This is a genomic window from Dermabacter sp. HMSC08H10, from assembly GCF_001807585.1.
In the GTDB taxonomy this organism is placed as follows: Bacteria; Actinomycetota; Actinomycetes; order Actinomycetales; family Dermabacteraceae; genus Dermabacter; species Dermabacter hominis.
Genome location: NZ_KV789424.1, coordinates 176,326 through 194,949 on the forward strand (window position 1 = coordinate 176,326; position 18,624 = coordinate 194,949).

Annotated in this window: 15 protein-coding genes; 12 read left to right on the plus strand and 3 right to left on the minus strand. The window is 64.1% G+C overall.

What is annotated here, in order from left to right; all coding sequences use genetic code 11:
- The first annotated feature begins 29 nt into the window (after nucleotides 1-29).
- The 3 genes from HMPREF3176_RS03630 to HMPREF3176_RS03640 are packed head-to-tail and all read left to right on the plus strand — an operon-like array spanning nucleotide 30 to nucleotide 3,185.
- Nucleotides 30-1,247, plus strand: coding sequence for a hypothetical protein (locus HMPREF3176_RS03630; protein ID WP_070458334.1), 1,218 nt, complete (start codon nucleotides 30-32; stop codon nucleotides 1,245-1,247).
- Entirely contained in the window at nucleotides 1,244-2,278 is a 1,035-nt protein-coding gene (locus HMPREF3176_RS03635) for a DUF8094 domain-containing protein (protein WP_070458336.1), read from the plus strand. Before HMPREF3176_RS03630 ends, HMPREF3176_RS03635 begins: the two co-directional genes overlap by 4 nt.
- Before the next feature lie 34 nt (nucleotides 2,279-2,312).
- Nucleotides 2,313-3,185 carry a co-chaperone YbbN gene (locus HMPREF3176_RS03640; protein ID WP_070458339.1) on the plus strand — a complete coding sequence of 291 codons (873 nt, stop codon included), beginning with the start codon at nucleotides 2,313-2,315 and terminating at the stop codon, nucleotides 3,183-3,185.
- 79 nt (nucleotides 3,186-3,264) lie between these two features.
- Here HMPREF3176_RS03640 and glgB read toward each other — a convergent pair whose 3' ends face one another.
- Genes glgB through glgX form a run of 3 tightly spaced genes read right to left on the minus strand, consistent with a single transcriptional unit; the run spans nucleotide 3,265 to nucleotide 9,751 of the window.
- Nucleotides 3,265-5,469 (minus strand): 1,4-alpha-glucan branching protein GlgB, encoded by a 2,205-nt coding sequence (gene glgB, locus HMPREF3176_RS03645; RefSeq protein WP_070458342.1) that lies wholly within the window; start codon nucleotides 5,467-5,469, stop codon nucleotides 3,265-3,267.
- A gap of 24 nt (nucleotides 5,470-5,493) precedes the next feature.
- On the minus strand, nucleotides 5,494-7,512 hold the full coding sequence (locus HMPREF3176_RS03650) for an alpha-1,4-glucan--maltose-1-phosphate maltosyltransferase (protein ID WP_070458345.1): 2,019 nt from the start codon (nucleotides 7,510-7,512) through the stop codon (nucleotides 5,494-5,496).
- 37 nt (nucleotides 7,513-7,549) lie between these two features.
- Nucleotides 7,550-9,751 (minus strand): glycogen debranching protein GlgX, encoded by a 2,202-nt coding sequence (gene glgX, locus HMPREF3176_RS03655; protein WP_246826646.1) that lies wholly within the window; start codon nucleotides 9,749-9,751, stop codon nucleotides 7,550-7,552.
- A gap of 134 nt (nucleotides 9,752-9,885) precedes the next feature.
- Between glgX and HMPREF3176_RS03660 the strand changes: the two genes are divergently transcribed.
- The 9 genes from HMPREF3176_RS03660 to HMPREF3176_RS03700 all read left to right on the plus strand — a co-directional run bounded on the left by HMPREF3176_RS03660 (nucleotide 9,886) and on the right by HMPREF3176_RS03700 (nucleotide 18,620).
- Nucleotides 9,886-10,953, plus strand: a complete 1,068-nt coding sequence (locus tag HMPREF3176_RS03660) for an AAA family ATPase (protein ID WP_070458354.1) — start codon at nucleotides 9,886-9,888, stop codon at nucleotides 10,951-10,953.
- Nucleotides 10,954-10,961: 8 nt separating this feature from the next.
- Nucleotides 10,962-11,855, plus strand: coding sequence for a DUF58 domain-containing protein (locus HMPREF3176_RS03665; protein WP_034373585.1), 894 nt, complete (start codon nucleotides 10,962-10,964; stop codon nucleotides 11,853-11,855).
- Nucleotides 11,842-12,306 carry a hypothetical protein gene (locus HMPREF3176_RS03670; protein ID WP_061211714.1) on the plus strand — a complete coding sequence of 155 codons (465 nt, stop codon included), beginning with the start codon at nucleotides 11,842-11,844 and terminating at the stop codon, nucleotides 12,304-12,306. The genes HMPREF3176_RS03665 and HMPREF3176_RS03670 overlap by 14 nt, the downstream gene beginning before the upstream one ends.
- Nucleotides 12,297-13,319: a vWA domain-containing protein gene (locus HMPREF3176_RS03675; RefSeq protein WP_070458357.1), complete on the plus strand. Its 1,023-nt coding sequence runs from the start codon at nucleotides 12,297-12,299 to the stop codon at nucleotides 13,317-13,319. Before HMPREF3176_RS03670 ends, HMPREF3176_RS03675 begins: the two co-directional genes overlap by 10 nt.
- Entirely contained in the window at nucleotides 13,316-14,326 is a 1,011-nt protein-coding gene (locus tag HMPREF3176_RS03680) for a vWA domain-containing protein (RefSeq protein ID WP_070458360.1), read from the plus strand. The genes HMPREF3176_RS03675 and HMPREF3176_RS03680 overlap by 4 nt, the downstream gene beginning before the upstream one ends.
- Before the next feature lie 2 nt (nucleotides 14,327-14,328).
- Nucleotides 14,329-15,210, plus strand: a complete 882-nt coding sequence (locus HMPREF3176_RS03685; RefSeq protein ID WP_070458363.1) for a hypothetical protein — start codon at nucleotides 14,329-14,331, stop codon at nucleotides 15,208-15,210.
- Nucleotides 15,204-16,337 (plus strand): cysteine desulfurase family protein, encoded by a 1,134-nt coding sequence (locus HMPREF3176_RS03690; RefSeq protein WP_070458366.1) that lies wholly within the window; start codon nucleotides 15,204-15,206, stop codon nucleotides 16,335-16,337. Before HMPREF3176_RS03685 ends, HMPREF3176_RS03690 begins: the two co-directional genes overlap by 7 nt.
- A gap of 94 nt (nucleotides 16,338-16,431) precedes the next feature.
- On the plus strand, nucleotides 16,432-17,535 hold the full coding sequence (mnmA, locus tag HMPREF3176_RS03695) for a tRNA 2-thiouridine(34) synthase MnmA (RefSeq protein WP_070458369.1): 1,104 nt from the start codon (nucleotides 16,432-16,434) through the stop codon (nucleotides 17,533-17,535).
- Complete coding sequence (locus tag HMPREF3176_RS03700) at nucleotides 17,532-18,620, plus strand: hypothetical protein (protein ID WP_070458372.1); 1,089 nt, start codon at nucleotides 17,532-17,534, stop codon at nucleotides 18,618-18,620. Before mnmA ends, HMPREF3176_RS03700 begins: the two co-directional genes overlap by 4 nt.
- Nucleotides 18,621-18,624: the final 4 nt, after the last annotated feature.

Sequence of the window (18,624 nt, forward strand, 5' to 3'; positions counted from 1 at the left end):
ACGTCGAATGAGCGAAAGGTCGTGTCCTCGTGCGAAAGTGGCTAGCGGGCGTCCTCATCCTCCTGGGTCTCGCGGGGCTTGCACTTGGATGGGCCGGCCAGACCGTGTGGGCGCCGAAAGGGAACCACACCGCGCGCGCGAGCTTTGAGAAGCCCGGTGCAGCCGTGGTGATCAATCCCGGTGTGCTGTATGTGGGTGGAAAGAAAGGCACCGTGACGATTACGTCGAGCGGTGACTACTACATGATTTCCGCCCCCGAGGGCACCGTAAAGAGCTACCTCGAAAACTCGAAATACACGGCAATTACGGGCGCATCGAACTGGGCAACGCTCGCGACGAGCACCGAAAATGCCGATAAGAAGGAGGGCACCGCCGGTATCCAGAACTCGGATCTGTGGACCGACATCAAGCCCAAGAAGACGGGCGAGTCCTTCACGATCGAAGACTGGTCGAAGGCGGAGCTCGACCCGAAGAAGCCGCAGCCGTATCGCGCAATCCTCCTCGCCAACGATGGCGATGCCTCGACCATCACGAAGGTGGAGATCACGTGGCCGACCAACGCCACGAACGCGTGGACGCCCTATGCGTACGCTGCCGGCGCAGTGCTGCTCATCATCGGCCTCGTGCTGCTTCTGATCGCGCTCACGTCGCGCTCGCGTTCCACACATGACGACGTGCTTGAAGAAATGATGAGTGAGCGTCAGGCCCGCCAGCAGGAGGAGGCAGGGGAGTCCGACGCTGGCTCCTCCGAGGTCGACGCGACAGACAACGACGACGCTGCGACGGCGCGAACCGACGCACAGAGCGACAACACGAGCCGCGAATCCGGTAGCGGCGAGAGCGACGAGGCGACAGAAGCCCCCGAAGGTAAGGGCTCCCGTCGTGCGCAGGCTGCCGTCGGAACCGCGAGCGTTTCCGAAACGGAACCGGCTACCGCGAAAGAGCCCGTTGGCGACGCCGAGCCAGCCGAGCAAGCCGAGCCCGCACTGGGAGTGCCGCAGGAGACCGCAGACGCTCGCCCGGCTCACGACGACGTGGACACCCCCGTCACCGTCGCGCGTAAGGGACGCCGCCGCGGTACTCCCGACGATGTGACCGACCGACTCAAAGCGCTCGAACTTGAGAACTACGAGACGGGCGGCAGCGGCGTGAGCACTCGGCACGGGCGCAGGCGCGCCGCCGACGGTTCTGACGCCACGACAACAATGACCGACCCCATCGCGACGCGAATCGAGGAGGAACGATGACAGGACTTTCACGGCGCAGCCTCCTCGGGCTGACTGCGCTCACTGCCGCAGGTGCGCTCACCGCGTGCGGAAGCGAGAAAAAACCGCCGAAGGTCGATCCCGGGCCGAAACTTGCGAGCCCGACCCCCGAACTCACGGGGACGAAACTCGGGGAGATTCTCACCCAATACGCGAAGGCGCTCGAAAAAGCCGATGCGGACAAAAACGCGGATCTTCTCGCCCCGCGTATTTCGGGAAGTGCCGCGGAATTTCGCCGCGCAACCTACGCGATCATCAGCAAAGTTCCCGAACATGAAAGCGCCCTCCAAAGGCCTAGCGACAAGCTCGTCGTGCCGATCGCCTCGACTTCGGAAGGCTTTCCCCGCTATGCCCTCGCGCTCGTGGACGATGCCGCAAACGCGGGCGAGGCACGCTTCTTCGTGGGACTTCAGCAGAAAGACGCTCGCTCCGACTACACCTCGTGGGGCTGGGCCCGCCAGGCTGCCGGTATCGAGATGCCGACCGTGCCGAGTGCCGAGGCCGGCACCACACAGGTCGACCTCGAGCAGCAGGGACTGGTGCTGACCCCCAAGGAAGCCCTCGCGAAGTATGCGGCTGTGCTTACGGACGGCCACGACAAAGCCGACCCGGACGATCTCATTAACGAGGACCCGTTCCAGCAGAGCGCCCACGCTGAAATCCAAGGGGAGCGCGCGCAAATGAACGAAGGCGTGGACTGGGATGAAGTCGCCTCAGTCCGCGAAGAATATGCGGTCAAAGACGGCGAGTTCCTCGGCCTCGCCACTGCCGAAGGCGGAGCCGTTGTCATGGGGACCATCACCTCGACTCGGCGCGTGAGCGTGAATTCCGGATCGATCTCCTACACGGAGGAGAACCTCTACACGAAGCTCGCGGGTACGAAGAAGTTCGAGAAGGAGCTCGTGCGTACCTACGGCACGACCGTACTCATGCACATTCCCGCGGCGGACTCCGGCGCCAAGATCCAGCCAATCGGGGCCTACAAGGTGCTCCTGTCGGTCTCCGGCAGCTGAGCGCCCCACGAAAGACTCGACAAAGGAGAAAACGATGACGAGCTCGTACGGCGTGATGGACTTCAACACGCTTAAAAAGGAAAACCAGACCGGCGGCACCTCCGATCCTCTCGAGGGCGAAGTCGCTGTCAATGAGGCGAACCTCGAGAGCCTCATCAAAGACTCCGATCAGCACCTCACGATCCTCTTTGTGACGAGCGCACGCGTCAACGGGGGAGCGGCCTTCACGGACGATCTACGTTCGGTTCTGGCTAAGCATGCTGGCACGATCCGTCTCGCGATCCTCGATGCGGATCAGCAGCCGCGCGTCGCGGCGGCACTTCGGATCCAGTCACTGCCCACGGCCGTGCTTCTCATGAAGGGACAGATCCAGCCGCTGTTCGAAGGCGTAGTCACGAAAGAGCAGCTTGCCCCCGTCATGGAGGAACTCGCGGGTCTCGCCGCGAAGGAAGGCATGCACACCGAGGCCCCGCGCGAGACTGCGGAGCAAGCCGCGCTGCCCGAAGCCCTTGAAAAGGCCTACACCGCGATGGAGAGCGGCGATATGGACGACGCCGAAACGGCCTTCACCACGTACCTCGACGAGCACCCCGGTGATTCGGAGGCGAAGAAGGGCCTCGCCGTGATTGCCCTTATGCGCCGTACGCAAAGCGTCGACCTTCAGGCCGGGCGCGAGGCCGCGGCCTCGAACCCGAAGGACATCGACGCTCAACTCCTAGCCGCTGATCTCGACCTGCTTGGGGGACACGTCGATGATGCTTTCGCGCGCCTTCTGACGTCGTTCCGCGACACTCCCTCGGAGCGCGATCGCATCCGTGAGCGTCTGCTCGAGCTTTTCGACGTCGTAGGCGTCGAAGACGAGCGCGTGCTTCAGGCCCGCAAGAAGCTCAGCCGCCTCATGTTCTAAGGCACCAAGAGACCGGCAACGCCTGGAGAAGAGGCCTGCGCCCCTCGGGGAGCACAGGCCTCTTCCGTATCCGTCGACGCTACTGCTTTGCCGCGCGCTCCGGAACAAAGAACACCGCACCGAGCGGCGGAACGCTCAGGCGAACCGAGTAGTCGAGGCCGCCGTAGGGGACCGGCTCCGCCTGGACCCGGCCGAGGTTCCCCACGCCGCTGCCGCCATAAGCGAAAGCGTCGGAGTTGAGCACCTCGGCCCACGCGCCGCCCTCGGGAAGGCCGATCCGGAAGCCGCGCCACGGCTCGGGTGAGAAGTTGATGATTGCCACGACCGGATCGCCCTTGCGGTCAAAACGTGCGAACGCCACGAGGTTGTGGCCAGCGGCATCAGCATCAAGCCATCGGAAACCCGCACCCTCCTGATCGAGCTCGTACAGTGCCGGGTAGGTGCGCTGTACGCGGTTGAGGTCACGCACGAAATCGTTGACGCCCTGGTGGAGCGGGAAGTCAAGGAGCCAGAAGGGAAGTGCCTGGTTCTCGTTCCATTCCGTTCCCTGCGCGAAGTCGCAGCCCATGAACAGTAGCTGTTTGCCCGGGTGGGCCCACATGAGACTCAAGTAGGCGCGGAGGTTCGCGGCCTGCTGCCAGTCATCGCCGGGCGCCTTGCGCAGCAGCGGTGCCTTGCCGTGAACGACCTCGTCGTGAGAGATCGGCAGGATGAAGTTCTCCGAGTACTGATAGACCATCGCAAACGTCAGCTCGTGGTGGCGGTACTGGCGGTAAATCGGGTCTTGGCCAAGGTACTCGAGCGTGTCGTGCATAAAGCCCATGTTCCACTTGAACCCGAAGCCGAGGCCTCCCTGGTCGGTGGGCTTCGTGACTCCCGGGAATGAGGTCGATTCCTCCGCGATCATCGTGATGCCCGGGGCACGCTTATACGCGGTGGCGTTGACCTCCTTGAGGAAATCAATCGCTTCGAGGTTCTCGCGCCCACCGTATTGGTTCGGGATCCACTCGCCCTCGTTTCGCGAATAGTCGAGGTAGAGCATCGACGCGACGGCGTCGACGCGCAAACCGTCAACGTGGAATTCTTCGAGCCAGTAGCACGCGTTGGCGACGAGGAAGTTGCGCACTTCAGTTCGGCCGAGGTCGAAAATGTAGGTGCCCCAATCGGGGTGCTCACCCTTGCGCGGATCGGCGTGTTCGTAAAGCGCGGTGCCATCGAAGCGACCGAGCGCCCACTCGTCCTTCGGGAAGTGAGCGGGAACCCAGTCCATGATGACCCCGATTCCTGCCTCGTGCAGAGCGTTGATGAGGTAGCGAAGGTCGTCGGGGTGACCGAGACGCGAGGTGGGCGCGTAGTAGCCCGTGACCTGGTAACCCCACGAGCCGCCGAAGGGATGTTCAGCGAGCGGAAGGAACTCGACGTGCGTGTAGCCCATGCCCTTGACGTAGTCAACGAGGGGTTCGGCGATATCTCGGTAGGAGGCGAAGGGGCGCCACGAGGCGAGGTGAACCTCGTAGATCGACATTTGCGATTCGAGTGGATTCTTCGCGGCGCGCTCGGCGAGGAACGCATCGTCGCTCCACTCGAAATCTGATTCGACGACGACGCTTCCGGTCGCGGGCGGCACCTCGGCTAGGCGGGCCATCGGGTCAGCCTTCTCTCGCCATACCCTGTCGGCTCCGAGGATGCGGAACTTGTAGACCGCGCCCGCGCGCACACCGGGAAGGAAGATTTCCCACACGCCTGAATCGCCGAGTGATCGCATTGCCGTGCGTCGGCCATTCCACCCGTTGAAGTCGCCGATCACCTGCACGGCGGCGGCGTTCGGTGCCCACACGGTGAAGCTTGTGCCCTGAATGCCGTCGAGGGTGCGTACGTGCGCGCCGAGCGCACGCCAAAGCTCCTCGTGCCTCCCTTCGCGGATGAGATGCAGGTCGAAGTCGCTGATCGTCGGGAGGAAGCGGTAGGGCTCGTCCACGATTTCGGTGCCGCCACCGGGCCACGTCACGCGCAAGCGGTGCAGCACAATCGGGGAATCGGGAGCCTCGAAGGCGGCGCTAAAGATGCCGTCGTACTCGTGGTGCAGTTCGATCTCGAGGCGTTCGCCGTTTTCGAGGCGTACAAGGGCCACAACCTGGTCGGCGAACGGTTTGAGCGTGCGAATCGTGTACCCGCCCTCGTATTCGTGCAGGCCGAGGATCGAATGCGGCGAATAGTACGAACCGGTCGCGACTGAACCGAGTTCGTGTTCGCTCGCAGGCAGAAGGGGAAGTGGTGCGCTCATGTCTATCTCCTTTGGTGACGGCGCTCAGTAGCGAATAACACGAAGGATATGGGCAGGGCGGAAATCGGCGTTCAGCTCGACGTAGCTGTCGCGGTCCCACAGGAACTGCTCACCCGTGAGCAGGTCCTCGACCATGAAGTCGGAGTGGATGTTGAGCGCCTCGGTGTCGATGTGGACCCACGTTGACGTGCCCCCGTGTGCCTCGGTCATCGAGACGACGATGATCGTGTCGTCGAGACCGCTTTCGGTGTCGCGCCCTTCGACGTGCTTGGAGAACACGAGTACACGGTCGTCGTCTGAGCCGTGGAAGCGGGTCGTCGTGAGGGTCTGGAGCGCGGGGTGGGCCTTTCGGATCTCGTTGAGCCGCGTGAGGAGCGGCTCGAGCGAGCGGCCGGAGCGGAGTGCGCCCTCGTAGTCGCGTGGCTTGTATTCGTACTTTTCGTTATCGATGTTCTCCTGTGCCCCCGGTCTCGGCTGGTGTTCGACAAGCTCGAAGCCCGAGTAGATTCCCCATGTGGGGGAGAGTGTGGCCGCGAGGATCGCGCGGAGGCGGAATGCGTTCCAGCCGCCGTCGGACATAAAAGGCGTCAAAATGTCGTGGGTCGTGGGCCAGAAACTCGGCCGCATGTAGTGGGCCGCGGCCTTGAGTTCCTCCATGTATTCGCGAAGTTCTTCGGGACTGTGGCGCCACGCGAAGTACGTGTAGGACTGGTGGTAGCCGACCTTGGCGAGCGTGTGCATCATCGCCGGCTTCGTGAAGGCCTCGGCGAGGAAGAGCACCTCGGGGTGGGTTTCGCGGAACTCGGCGAGCAGCTCCTCCCAAAAGCGCACCGGCTTCGTGTGCGGGTTGTCGACGCGAAAGAGCGTGACGCCGTGCGAAATCCAGTATTCGAGGACGTCGCGAATCGCCTCGTACAGGCCGCGATAGTCGGTATCGAAGCTCAAGGGATAGATGTCCTGATACTTCTTCGGTGGGTTCTCGGCGTACGCGATCGTGCCGTCAGCACGAACGACGAACCATTCGGGGTGCTCCTTGACCCACGGGTGATCGGGGGAGCACTGAAGCGCGATATCGAGGGCTACTTCGAGGCCGAGGCTTTTCGCGTGCGCGACGAAACGGTCGAAGTCCTCGATCGTGCCGAGGTCGGGGTGAATGGCGTCGTGGCCACCGTCGGGTGAGCCGATCGCGTAGGGCGATCCCGGATCGCCTTCGAGCGCGGTGAGCGTGTTGTTGCGCCCTTTGCGGTGCGTTGTGCCGATGGGGTGGATGGGAGTGAGGTAGGCGACGTCGAAGCCCATGCGCTTGATGCGATCAAGTTGCGGGAGTGAGCTTTCGAGTGTGCCGGATGTCCAGCCGCCCTGTTCAGGGTCGAAGTGCGCGCCTTCTGACCGCGGGAAGAACTCGTACCAGGAGCCATACAGTGCACGTTCGCGCTCGACTCTCACGGCAATTTTTGCGGAACGCGTGGGCCAGCGGCGTAGGGGGTATTCGGTCATCGCCTCGTGCATGTCGGCGGCGAGGGCTGGGGCGATGCGGGCCGACGGCTGCAGGCTCGTATTGGTGAGAGCGTCGATCGCTGCTTCGAGACGGGCCCTGTGCGTTTTGGGTCGCTTTTTCTTGGGGATCTCGGCGAGCGCAGCCTTGAGGACGATCACGCCTTCGGCGCACATGAGTTCTTCGTCGACGCCGGCGGCGATTTTGACCTCGGCGTTGTGGGCCCACGTGAGGTAGGGGGCATCGAAGGCCTCAACCCTGTACGACCATTCGCCTTCACGATCGGGGCGGAAGCTACCCTCCCAGTGGTCGAGTCCAGGATTCGTGCACGTCATCGGGGAGCGAACCGTGTTGCCCTCGGGATTCGTCACGAGGAGCTGCACGCCCATCTGGTCGTGGCCTTCGCGAAAGCTCGTGGCATGAACGCGGACGCGCTCGCCCACGACCGCTTTGACGGGGAAGCGACCGCCGTCGACGTTCGGTGAGACAGAGGTGATCGGGATTCGCCCGATCCCGGTGGTCATCGCTGCTTTCGCCTTCGTGGCCATGGTGCCTCCCAATCTCGGCATGGTCGTGATCTGTGCCTCAAAGTTTATCGGGGTGCGCTGGGAGATTGTCTGCACTTTCGTCTCGCGTGGTGGGCGATCGCCAACCGTCGGATTGCACGACGACGACCGTTGGCCCATTGAGGTGGAGGCTCTCGTTCGCCCGGTCGAGACGCGCGCCCCCGAGCGAAGAATCCAGTGCGATGCTGAGCGGACCGGCACCCCAAGCGCTCGCGGGCAAGCGCACTTCTCGAGGCCCCTGTTCGTTACTCATCACCACGATGGTGAGGCCGTCGTGGTGGGGGATCGCGATGCTCAAGTGGCGTCGTTCGGGGTTGAACCAATCGGCGTGGCTCATGGCCGAGGCATCGCCCTTGAGCCACCTGATGCCTCCCGGCTCGCGATCCTCGAGGCTAGCGTCGTCGAAGAAGGTGGAGGGGCGAAGCGAACTGAGGGCGCGCCGAGCGGCGATCGCTGCTTTTGTGAAGGCGAGATGGCGTTCGATGCGCTCGCTCGAGTCCCACGAAAGCCACGTGAGAGGGCTGTCGTGGCAATACGCGTTGTTGTTGCCCTCTTGGGTCCGCAAGCATTCGTCACCCGCGGTGATCATGGGAACGCCAGCGCTCGTGAGGAGCGTTGCGAGGAGATTGCGGGCGCTTCGATCGCGCACGGCCTCAAGCGCCGCATCGGGACCCTCCGTGCCGTGGTGGAAGGAGCGGTTGTTCTCGGTGCCATCGCGGCCGTCCTCGCCGTTGGCGAGGTTGTGCTTGTCGTTGTACGTCGTGAGGTCAGCGAGCGTGAAGCCATCGTGGGCGGTCACGAAGTTGATCGACGCGAGCGGCGAGCGCATCGACCGACCCTCGGGTAGATCGTGCGGATCGGCGCGTCGAAAAATATCTGCGGAGCCCGCAAACCGAGTGGCGAGATCGCGAATATAGGGGTGCTGCGGCGCGCCGTTCTCGCTCAGCTCGCGGGTGCTCGAGAGCCAAAAGCCTCGAATGTCGTCGCGGTAGGAGTCGTTCCATTCACTCATGCCCGCCGGGAAGTTGCCCGTTTGCCACCCGAAGCTGCCCACGTCCCACGGCTCGGCGACGAGCTTGATGCCCGCGAGCGCGGGGTCGGTACGCATGGCGGTCAGAAGAGGGTGCTGTGCATCGAAGCCGTGCTCACCACGTGCGAGGGTGGTGGCGAGATCGAAGCGGAACCCGTCGACTCCCACGGTGTTTGCCCAGAACCTCAGCGAGCGCATGACGAGGTCCACGACGTAGGGGCTTCGCGCGTCGAGGGTATTGCCCGTGCCGGTGAAGTCGGCGAGGTGGCCCGAGTCCTGCCAGTAATATTCGCGCGCATCAAGCCCTCGGAAGGACACGCACGGACCGTCTTTAGCGCCTTCAGCCGTGTGGTTGTAGACGACATCGAGGATGACCTCGACGCCGGCGGCGTGAAGCGCGTTGATCATGTCCTGGACTTCGGCGAGGACTGCGCTCGGGCCCTCGTCACGTGCGGCCCGGGTGGCGTAGCGCGGATTGGGAGCGAAGAAACCGAGGGTGTTGTAGCCCCAGTAGTTGCTCAGCCCGAGGCGCGTGAGGTGAACTTCGTCGAGAGCCGCGTGGATCGGCAGTAGCTCGATCGCGGTGATGCCAAGCTCGCGCAGGTAGGCGATGGAGGCCTCGTGGGCGAGGCCCGCGTAGGTGCCGCGAAGCTCGGGTGGAACATCCGGGTTGAGCTTTGAGAAACCGCGGACGTGCGCTTCGTAGATGATGGTGTCCCGAAGCGGGGTGCGTGGGCGCAGCGCGGGGTCGAAGCGGTCGGGATTGACGCGCGTGACGACGGAGTGGATCGCCGAGTCGGCGTTATCATGCGGATCGCGCTCGAGGGGCTGCGTGGGTCGAAGTGCCGAATCGACGGTGTGGGCGAACATCGATTCGAGAAGCGCCGAGGCATGATCAATGCCGTGCCCGTACGGATCGACGAGTACCTTGTTGGGATTGAATACGAGGCCGAGTTCGGGCGCCCAAGGACCGTAGGCGCGTAGTCCGTAGTGGGTCCCTTCGGTGAGGCCATCGACGGCTCCCCAGTGCACGCCCGCGTCGACGTGGGGGAGCGGGATGCGGCGCTCGCGGCCTGCGTCGAATATGCACAGCTCAATCCGTTCGGCGCGCGGGGCAGGGATCGAATACGTTCCGACGCCTGCCTCGTTCACGGTGAGACCGGGCGTCGTTGGTGGAGGGGGGACAGTCACGCACATATTGTTTCAGACATCTGGCGTTTGCCGTGTTTTTGACGTGGCGTCGAGTCCGGTTCGGTATTGTCATGCCGTGGTGCGCGCGCTCGCGCACGTGTGATCGATCGGGAAGCGGCAAAAGAGGTACGTGCATGAGTATGAATGGTCAGGCGCCTTCGCCTCGTCCGGTAGGGCAGGGGCCCTCCCGTACGCGGACGTTCCAACCGGAAAGCCCCGTGCTCGGCCCCGCTGAGCGGGAACGGGCGGCGCATATTGTCGCGAGTATCGCCGAGGTGTTCGGCACGCGGGTCGTCGGCCAGGAGCGTCTGCGGCTCGCGCTTCTCACAAGCCTCGCCGCCGGTGGTCACGTGCTGCTCGAGTCTGTGCCCGGTCTCGCGAAGACAACTGCCGCGCAGGCACTCGCGAGCGCGATCGGCGGCTCGTTCCGCCGAATCCAGTGCACACCCGACCTCATGCCGAACGACATTATCGGTACGCAGATCTTCAACTATGGCACCGGTGAGTTCACGACCCAGCTCGGCCCGGTGCACGCGAACATCGTCCTTCTCGACGAGATCAATCGCTCGAGCGCAAAGACCCAGTCGGCGATGCTCGAAGCGATGCAGGAGCGTCAGACGTCAATCGGCGGTGAGGTCTATCCACTCCCGCACCCGTTCATGGTGCTCGCGACCCAGAACCCCATCGAGGAAGAGGGCACCTACGTGCTGCCCGAAGCCCAGATGGACCGCTTCCTCATGAAGGAAATTCTCACGTATCCCAAGCCCGCGGAAGAGCATGAGATTCTCGATCGCTCGACCTCGGGCACGCTTACTGCGCCAAAGAGCACGAGGCCGAGCGTGAGCCTCGAGGACATCGAGTTCCTTCAGCGTGCCGTCGACCGCGTGTACGTGGATGCCGCGGTCAAGCGCTACATCATCGACCTCGTGTTCTCGACCCGAGGCTCGGGCCCGCGCCCGATTCAAAACATCACCCAATCGGTGCGCGTCGGTGCTTCGCCGCGTGGTTCGCTCGCACTCATGCGCGTCGCGCAGGCCCACGCGCTCGTCGAAGGGCGCGATTACGCTACCCCCGACGACGTGAGGGCCCTGCGCTACTCGGTGCTGCGTCACCGACTCGTGATGACCTTCGACGCACTCGCGAGCGGAATTACGCCTGAGACGATCATCGACGCGGTGTTCTCCGCGGTTCCACTTCCGTAGGAGCCGCTTTGGCGTCGCTTCTAACCAAGGTCAAGGCCAAGATCGAGATCACGACCACTAAAAAGGTGCGTGGTCTCATCTCGGGCCGCGGGCGCTCCCTGTTTAAAGGCAGCGGCGAAGACTTCGACGACCTCAAGTACTACCAGCCCGGCGACAAAATCTCCGATATCGACTGGAAGGCGACCGCAAGAAGCGGCGAGCCGCTCATCCGCCAATTCAACGAGGAGCGCGTACGCTACCTGTGCGTCATCGGCGATACGTCGGGTGCGATGGCAGCGAGCGCCGCCGACGGAACCTCCAAGCGCGACGCCCTCGTGACCGCCGCGGGCCTGCTGTGCTACCTCGCCCACTCCAACGGCGATCTCGTGGGACTCGTTGCGGGGACCCCGGGCGATCAGCTTCAGCTTCCTGCGCGCAGCTCACGGGGCCACCTCGAACTCCTCCTCAGAACTCTCCAGAAGAACACCGTCCTTGGCGGAGCTCCCGCGAACATTGAATGGGCACTCACGCGGGCCCTCAGGCTCACGCGCCGCTCAAGTCTCATGCTCCTCATCACCGACGAGGCGAACCCCGGACCAGAATGCGAAGGGGCTCTTCGGCGCCTCATGACGCGCCATGACCTGCTGGTCGTGCGCATCCGCGACGCCGACCCGCTCGGGCGCCTGGACCTCGATGCCGCGCTCATCGACCCCGGCTACCCACGCGAAATCCTTCGCCACACGCGCACGGTCGCGGCCGTGCAAAAGGAGGCAGACGCGTTTCGCGAGAAGCGCGAAGCTGACATCACGGCGATGCTCGACTCCCTCGGGATCGTCCACACCCTTACCGACGGCGACTCTCAGATCGTTGACGACATGATCGCGATGTTTCGCAGACAGGGGGCACGTAATGGACGGCCTTGAGATCATCGACCCGCCGCAGTATTCGATTGCGTGGCTCATCCTCGCGGTGCTGTGCGCGCTCGTCATCATCGCGCTCATCACGACCCTTGTGAAGCTCACCCGCTGGCTCGTCGAGCGACGCGCCTACGCGAAGCGCCCCGGCGCAACCGACGCCCTCAAAGCCGAATTCCTCCGCTCGATCAACGCTCTCGGGGAAGCCGTCGACGCAGGCGAGAAGAGCGCGCGCGAGGGACATCGCGATCTCGAAGCCATCCTGCGTGTCTTTGTCCTTCGCAGCGAGGGGCTCGATATTCGCCAAGAACCCGTCGAACGGATTCAGGCCGACCCGCGCACGCAGACCGTCGGAAATCTCCTCGCCCGCACCCACGAAGCAGGCTATGCCCGCGACAGTCGCACGCGCCTTTCCGAAAGTCTGCACGCGGCTAGAGGGGTGGTGCGCGCATGGTCATGAGTTTCTGGTGGGTGAGCTGCCTCCTCCTGATCGCGGGCCTCATCGCGTGGGCCTTCGCCTATCTCAACCGCCGTGCCGTGCGTAATCGCGCGCTGTTCGTCGCGAACACGAACTACCTTGACCACCTACCGAGCGTGCGGCGCGCCCAAAAAACCTCGCGCATTCTGCGCCTCGTGAGCGTCGCGCTCGCGGGCACACTCGTGCTGTCCGGGGCTCTCCTTTCCGGGCGCCTCGCAAGCGAACGTGTTGAAACCCCGTCCTTCAAGAACCGCGACATCGTGCTGTGCCTCGATATTTCCGGCTCGATGCTCCCCTTCGACCGCGAAATTCTCGAAAGCTACCTCGAGCTTGTCGATGGCTTCAAGGGAGAGCGCGTCGGGCTTTCGATCTTTAACTCGAACTCGCGCACGGTCTTCCCGCTCACGAATGACTACGGTCTGATCCGACGCGAGCTCAAGCGGGGGATCGAAGCTCTCAACTACAATCCCGTCGCCCACAGGCTCGGCACGGCCCAGTACAGCGACGAGGACATCCAGAAGTTTTGGGACTTTGTAGGCGGCACCTACTCGGAGACCTACCCGCCCTCGCTTATTGGTAACGGCGTCGCCTCGTGCGGTCAGTTGTTCGACCACGCGGAAGAGGAACGCTCGCGCTTCGTGGTTCTCGCAACGGATAACGAACCGGGCGGCACCGGCATTTACGAACTCCCCGGAGCCGTCGACACCCTGATCGAGCGCGACATCACGATGTGGACCTTCTATCCGGGGGCGTCGGCCTGCCAGGGACACTGCGCGGATGAACTCAAAACCGAGACAGAACGATCGGGCGGTGGCTTCTGGGCCTCGTCTGACCCGGGAGCGATTCCAGCGATTATCGCCCAGATTCAAAAGGCACAGGCGCGCGACATGGGCGCGATTGCGCGAGTCATCCGCACTGACCATCCCGCCATGTTCTTCGGCCTCTGCCTCGCAATGCTGATCGGAGTGGTCGTCGTAGGGTGGAGGCAGCGATGAATCTTGGACTGCATCCCCTCATGCCGTGGTGGGCCATCGCCCTCATTTTCGTTCCGCTCGCGGTCACGTGCGCCGTGCTCCTCGGGGTGCGCAAGGGGGCGCGTCTCGACTGGTTGCGGCGCCTGCTTATGGTGCTCGTTCTCGCCGTCGTGGCTCTGCGGCCCGTGACGGGCGATGAAACGCTGAGCACCCAGCGCCTCAATGCGAACGTGATCTTCGTTGTGGACCTCACGGGCTCGATGAACGCCGAAGATTACGACGGCTCGAAGCCGCGCCTCGAGGGGGCCAAAGCCGACATGGCGCGGATCATGGAGGGCCTCAAAGGAGCGCGTTTTTCGATCCTCACGTTTGATTCGAGTGCCTCTGCGCAGCTTCCGCTCACGACCGATGCAGGCGCGGTCAAGTCGTGGATCGACACGGCACGCACCGAAACAACCGCTTATTCGCGCGGATCGAACGTCGACCGCCCGCGAGGCGCTCTCCAGAAGCTCGTGGATCAAACCAAAAAGGAAGACCCTGAATCGCGCGTCATCGTGTACTTCTTGAGTGATGGCGAAAACACCGACCAGAAGGAATCCGAGCCCTTCGGGGCGCTCGGCGGAAAGCTCGACAGCGGCGCAGTGCTCGGATACGGCACCGCCGCGGGCGGCCCCATGAAAACCGTAGGTGGTGAGCATGACGGCGAATACATCAAGGACCCTGCGGGCGGTCGGGGACTTTCAAAAATCGATGAAAAGAACCTCCAGTTCATCGCGCAGCAAATGGGCGTTGCCTACGTCCACCGCACCGGTGGCGAGGACGGAGCAACCCTCGAGAAAACGTGGAAGGACCTCAAACTCACGTTCATCGACTCGACGGAGGAGCAACCCACGCCTAGCTTTGAGGATTGGTACTGGATCGCCTCGATCCTCCTCACGCTCCTGGCGGTGTGGGAGCTTGTCACTCTCACTCTGCGCCTGCCCAAGCCCCTGTCTCGCGCGGACGTCGCGCGTGCCGGAAGGAGATAGCCATGTCGAAAGGCTCGCACGACCAGAGGCTTACGGTGCGAGAGCGCTTCGGCCTTCGCCGCTCGGCGCGAAAAGGGCGCGGCTTCGGAATTGATCGCGGGCGCTTTCTTACCCTGCGGGTGATCGGCACATTTCTGATCGCGATCCCCGTTCTCCTCCTTTTCGCGGGTATCGTGCGCTTCGTCTCGATGCCGCTCACCCAGGCGTGGGCTCTGGGAGCGTATTCGAACGAGCAGTACGAAGATACGCGCGACCGTCTCGGTCCCGTCGAAAAGCTCAACCTTTTCGAGCCCTACCTTCCGCATCTCACGAAAGGCACAGCGTTCCTGCGCGAAAACAAGTTCCCCGAGGCGCGCGGAGAGCTTGAAAAGGCGTTGAGCGAGTGGACGACGGGGAAGGACCTCAACAAACCACCGCATGCCGAGTGCAAGATCCGCAACAACCTCGCGGTCGCGATGGCTGGAGAAGCGAAGGCTATTGAAGACCCGAATGAGCGCGCGGACCTTCTGTATAGGGCCGAAGAGATCCTCGAGCCGTGCCAAAACGGGGGAAGCTCCTCGGATTCCAACGAAGATAAGGAATCGACCGGGAAAACGGGCAAGCAGATCGAGGAAGAGCGGAAGGAAGCCGACCGCGAAGCTGGGAACGAGGAGCGCGAGGGGCCCAGCGACAAAGGGAAAAACGACGAGGAAAACCCCGAAAACGATCCCAAGAAGAATGACCCGAAGGGGAAGGGGAACGAGGGCCACACCCCTACGCCCGATCCCGAGGAGCAAAAGAAACAGGACGAGCTCAAGAAGCAGAACGGCGGCGATGACCCCTCGAACGGCGAGGGAGACGAAGACGGCAAGGGCGACGACAAGGGAGTAACGAAACCATGGTAGGAACTCGCGTGTATTTGGATCACGCTGCGACAACGGCAATCCGCCCAAGCGCGCTCGACGCGTACGCGCAGGCCGCCCGCACCCTCGGCAACCCCTCGAGCCAGCACGCCTCGGGGCGCCGCGTGCGCGGGATTTTCGACGACGCCGTCGCGGAGATCGCGGATGTCCTTGGCGTTCCGCGCAGCTGGATCATCATGACCTCCGGTGGCACGGAGGCCGACAACCTCGCCCTTCGCGGGATCGGAGGGCGCGTCGTTGGGCTTGCGACGGACCACCCCGCGGTCGTGGATACGGTGCGTGCGCTCGGCGGGGATCTCGCGCCGGTGGATTCCGACGGCCGTCTCGATCTCGCCGCGACCGAGCAGCTCCTCGCGCCGTCCAAGGGGCGAGATGCGGCCGCTCTCGTGAGCGCGGCCCTCGTGAATAACGAGACCGGAGTCATCCAGGACCTCGAGGCGCTTTCCGAGCTCGCCTCCCGCTATGGCACCGTCGTCCACACTGACGCGGTGCAGGCCATGGCACACATGGCGCCACCGGACTTTGCGAAGGTGCCGCTGTGCTCGATTACGGGGCACAAGATCGGCGCACCCGTGGGCGCGGGCCTGCTCGTCGCCGATCCGTCGATCAAGCTTTCGGCTGTCGGCACAGGTGGCGGGCAGCAGCGCGGTATTCGTTCAGGCACGCTCGATGCGCCCCACGCTGCCGCGCTCGCGGTGGCACTTCGCGAGAGCGCCGAGGAGCGCCAGTCACAAGGCGAAGAAAGGGAGGCGCTTGCCGGGTATTTGCGTGAGAGTATCCGCCAGATCGATCCCCGCGCCCATTTCACGGCCGAGAACGCCCCGCGTTCTGCGCACGTCGTGCACGTGTGCTTCGAGGGCGCCGACCAGGACGCGATCTTGTTCCTCCTCGACCAGGAAGGCATCGACTGCTCGGCGGGATCGGCCTGCCACGCTGGCGTCACGCAGGCCTCCCACGTGCTGAGCGCAATGGGGTACTCGGAGACCCGGATGCGCGGCGCTATCCGGTTCTCACTCGGGTGGACGAGCACGAGAGCGGATGTCGAGGCGCTCGTACGCGTCCTCCCGGGGGTTCTCGAGCAGGCGCGAGCGGTCGCGTCGAACCGCTGATTCTTTCGTGAGATGCCCCGCGCACATCGTGTGTGCGGGGCTTTCGCTTTGTACAGTGGAGGCGTTTGCAACGCATGCGAGTGAAAGGCGCGAGGTGAAGGTTCTTGCCGCGATGAGTGGCGGTGTCGATTCGGCTGTGGCTGCGGCGCTCGCCGTTGAGCAGGGCCACGATGTCGTGGGTGTGCATATGGCGCTGTCGAAAAACCGCGAACAGACCCGCAACGGTTCGCGCGGGTGCTGCACGGTCGAAGACGCTTCGGATGCCCGCCGCGCGGCGGATCATATTGGGATTCCGTATTACGTGTGGGACCTCTCTAACGACTTCCACGACCTCGTGGTGGAGGATTTCCTTTCGGAGTACTCGCGCGGCCGCACCCCGAATCCATGCGTGCGCTGTAACGAGCGGATCAAGTTTGCGGCGCTCATGGACCGCGCTCGTCTGCTTGGATTCGATGCTGTGTGCACGGGCCACTATGCCTCGATTAGGAACGAGGGCCCGAAAGGGGCGCGCTCGCTCCACAGGAGCGCGAACATGCTCAAGGACCAGAGCTACGTGCTTGCGGTGATGGGGCCCGAAGGGCTTGCGCGCTCGGTGTTCCCGCTCGGAGACTTCGCCGATAAGGCCCAGGTGCGTGCCGAGGCGGATCGGCGTGGGCTCGGCGTCGGCCACAAGCCTGATAGCTACGACATTTGTTTTATCCCCGACGGGGACACGCGTGGTTTCCTCGAGCGTGAGCTCGGTGAGCAGCCCGGGGAGATCGTTGATACGGACGGTCGGGTGCTCGGCGAGCACTCGGGCACGTACGGCTTTACCGTGGGGCAGCGTAAAGGGCTCAACCTGGGCCGACCAGCCGCCGATGGCAAGCCGCGCTATGTACTCGACGTCAAGCCCGAGACGCGTCAGGTCGTCGTGGGGGCCGCCGAACTGCTCTCGACGCGCACGCTCATCGCGAGCGATGTGGTGCCGTTCGAGGATCTTGATAAGGGCCGCGAAGTTGAGGCGCAGATTCGCGCACACGGCGAGGCGATAGGGGGCGTCATTACGAGTGTCGAGGCCGGCCGGGAGGGCGAGGCAGAAATCGCCTCTGTCAGTGTCGAGCTTGCTCGACCGATCCGCGGGGTCGCGCCCGGTCAAACCCTCGTGCTGTACGCGGGCGACCGCGTGCTCGCCTCGGCAACTCTCGACGCGCGCGCATGACAGCACACGGGGGAGCGCCCGATTCGCTCGTGACGATTTTTTCCGACGGCACCCTCGCTCTCACCGAGTCCGCCGCGGACGTTGATGGTGGCCGCCTCCTCGGTCGATTGACGCGGATGCGCTCCCTTCTCGGTTCGAGTCCTGAGGCGGGTCTCGGGGTGGAGCCCTCGCTCGCGCTCGGAGGCGAGGACTCCTTCGATCACGTTCTTCCGGCGAGCCTCGCGATGCTGCCGGTGTCGGGAGACCTCGCCCCGTACGGTTGGCGGATCGGCCCGGGCGAAGGCGCACGATGGCGCGCCAACCGCGATGCGGCCTTTGCGCGCCTCGACGCGGCTCGCCTCGCATTTTTCGAGTATGAGGGGCCGTTGAGCCTCGTGCGCCTCGGGCCCGTGTCGTGCGCCTCTTCGGTGTTTATGGCTTCCGGCGAGCTCGCGCTCGCCGATGCGGGGCTCGTGCGGGAGCTTCCCACCCTCATTGCCGAGGGCATCGGCTCCGAGGTTTCCGTGCTTCGCGAACGCGTATCTGGCGCACGGCCGCGCGTCATGCTCGATGAGCGAGGAGCACTTCGGGCCGTTGAGGGGCGTGTGCGTACCGCCTCCGGTTATCGTTTCCACCGCGCCATAGGCCGTACGGGGCTCACCGATCTTTTTTCGGCCTGCATAACCGGGGCCGCCGAGCGGGGGATTGGAACGGAAGAACTCACGCTCGCCGTTGACGCGCGAGTGGGGATCGTGCGTGCGGCCCTCGATGCGGGGGTGCGTAGTATCGCCCTCGATCCACTCTCGAGAGACCTCGCGGCCGTTGGTGGTGCGTGGGAGGCGCTTGCCGACGCCCGAGAAAGAGGCGTCGAGATTCGCTTCCTGGCGACGGCGGGCGCGGTCGAGAGATCGATGAGGCACGTCCTTGCCGCGTGGAACGAGCTTGGCTACGCCGCTCGCGAGGCTCGCGGCTTCGCATTCGCGGTTACGCGGCGACGGGCGGCCGACCCCGCGCGTGAAAATGGCGCGTCGGCCTTCGTGCGCCCGTGCGACATGGACGAAATCATGCACGCCGCGCCGGGCCTTGCCGAACGCGTGAGCGACTAGGGCG

What these genes read in the sequence shown, in the direction of transcription:
- HMPREF3176_RS03635 (WP_070458336.1), top strand. Translation starts at nt 1,244, where the DNA reads ATGACAGGACTTTCACGGCGCAGCCTCCTCGGGCTGACTGCGCTCACT.
- HMPREF3176_RS03640 (WP_070458339.1), top strand. Translation starts at nt 2,313, where the DNA reads ATGACGAGCTCGTACGGCGTGATGGACTTCAACACGCTTAAAAAGGAA.
- glgB (WP_070458342.1), bottom strand. Translation starts at nt 5,469, where the DNA reads ATGAGCGCACCACTTCCCCTTCTGCCTGCGAGCGAACACGAACTCGGT.
- HMPREF3176_RS03650 (WP_070458345.1), bottom strand. Translation starts at nt 7,512, where the DNA reads ATGGCCACGAAGGCGAAAGCAGCGATGACCACCGGGATCGGGCGAATC.
- HMPREF3176_RS03660 (WP_070458354.1), top strand. Translation starts at nt 9,886, where the DNA reads ATGAGTATGAATGGTCAGGCGCCTTCGCCTCGTCCGGTAGGGCAGGGG.
- HMPREF3176_RS03670 (WP_061211714.1), top strand. Translation starts at nt 11,842, where the DNA reads ATGGACGGCCTTGAGATCATCGACCCGCCGCAGTATTCGATTGCGTGG.
- HMPREF3176_RS03675 (WP_070458357.1), top strand. Translation starts at nt 12,297, where the DNA reads ATGGTCATGAGTTTCTGGTGGGTGAGCTGCCTCCTCCTGATCGCGGGC.
- HMPREF3176_RS03680 (WP_070458360.1), top strand. Translation starts at nt 13,316, where the DNA reads ATGAATCTTGGACTGCATCCCCTCATGCCGTGGTGGGCCATCGCCCTC.
- HMPREF3176_RS03685 (WP_070458363.1), top strand. Translation starts at nt 14,329, where the DNA reads ATGTCGAAAGGCTCGCACGACCAGAGGCTTACGGTGCGAGAGCGCTTC.
- HMPREF3176_RS03690 (WP_070458366.1), top strand. Translation starts at nt 15,204, where the DNA reads ATGGTAGGAACTCGCGTGTATTTGGATCACGCTGCGACAACGGCAATC.
- HMPREF3176_RS03700 (WP_070458372.1), top strand. Translation starts at nt 17,532, where the DNA reads ATGACAGCACACGGGGGAGCGCCCGATTCGCTCGTGACGATTTTTTCC.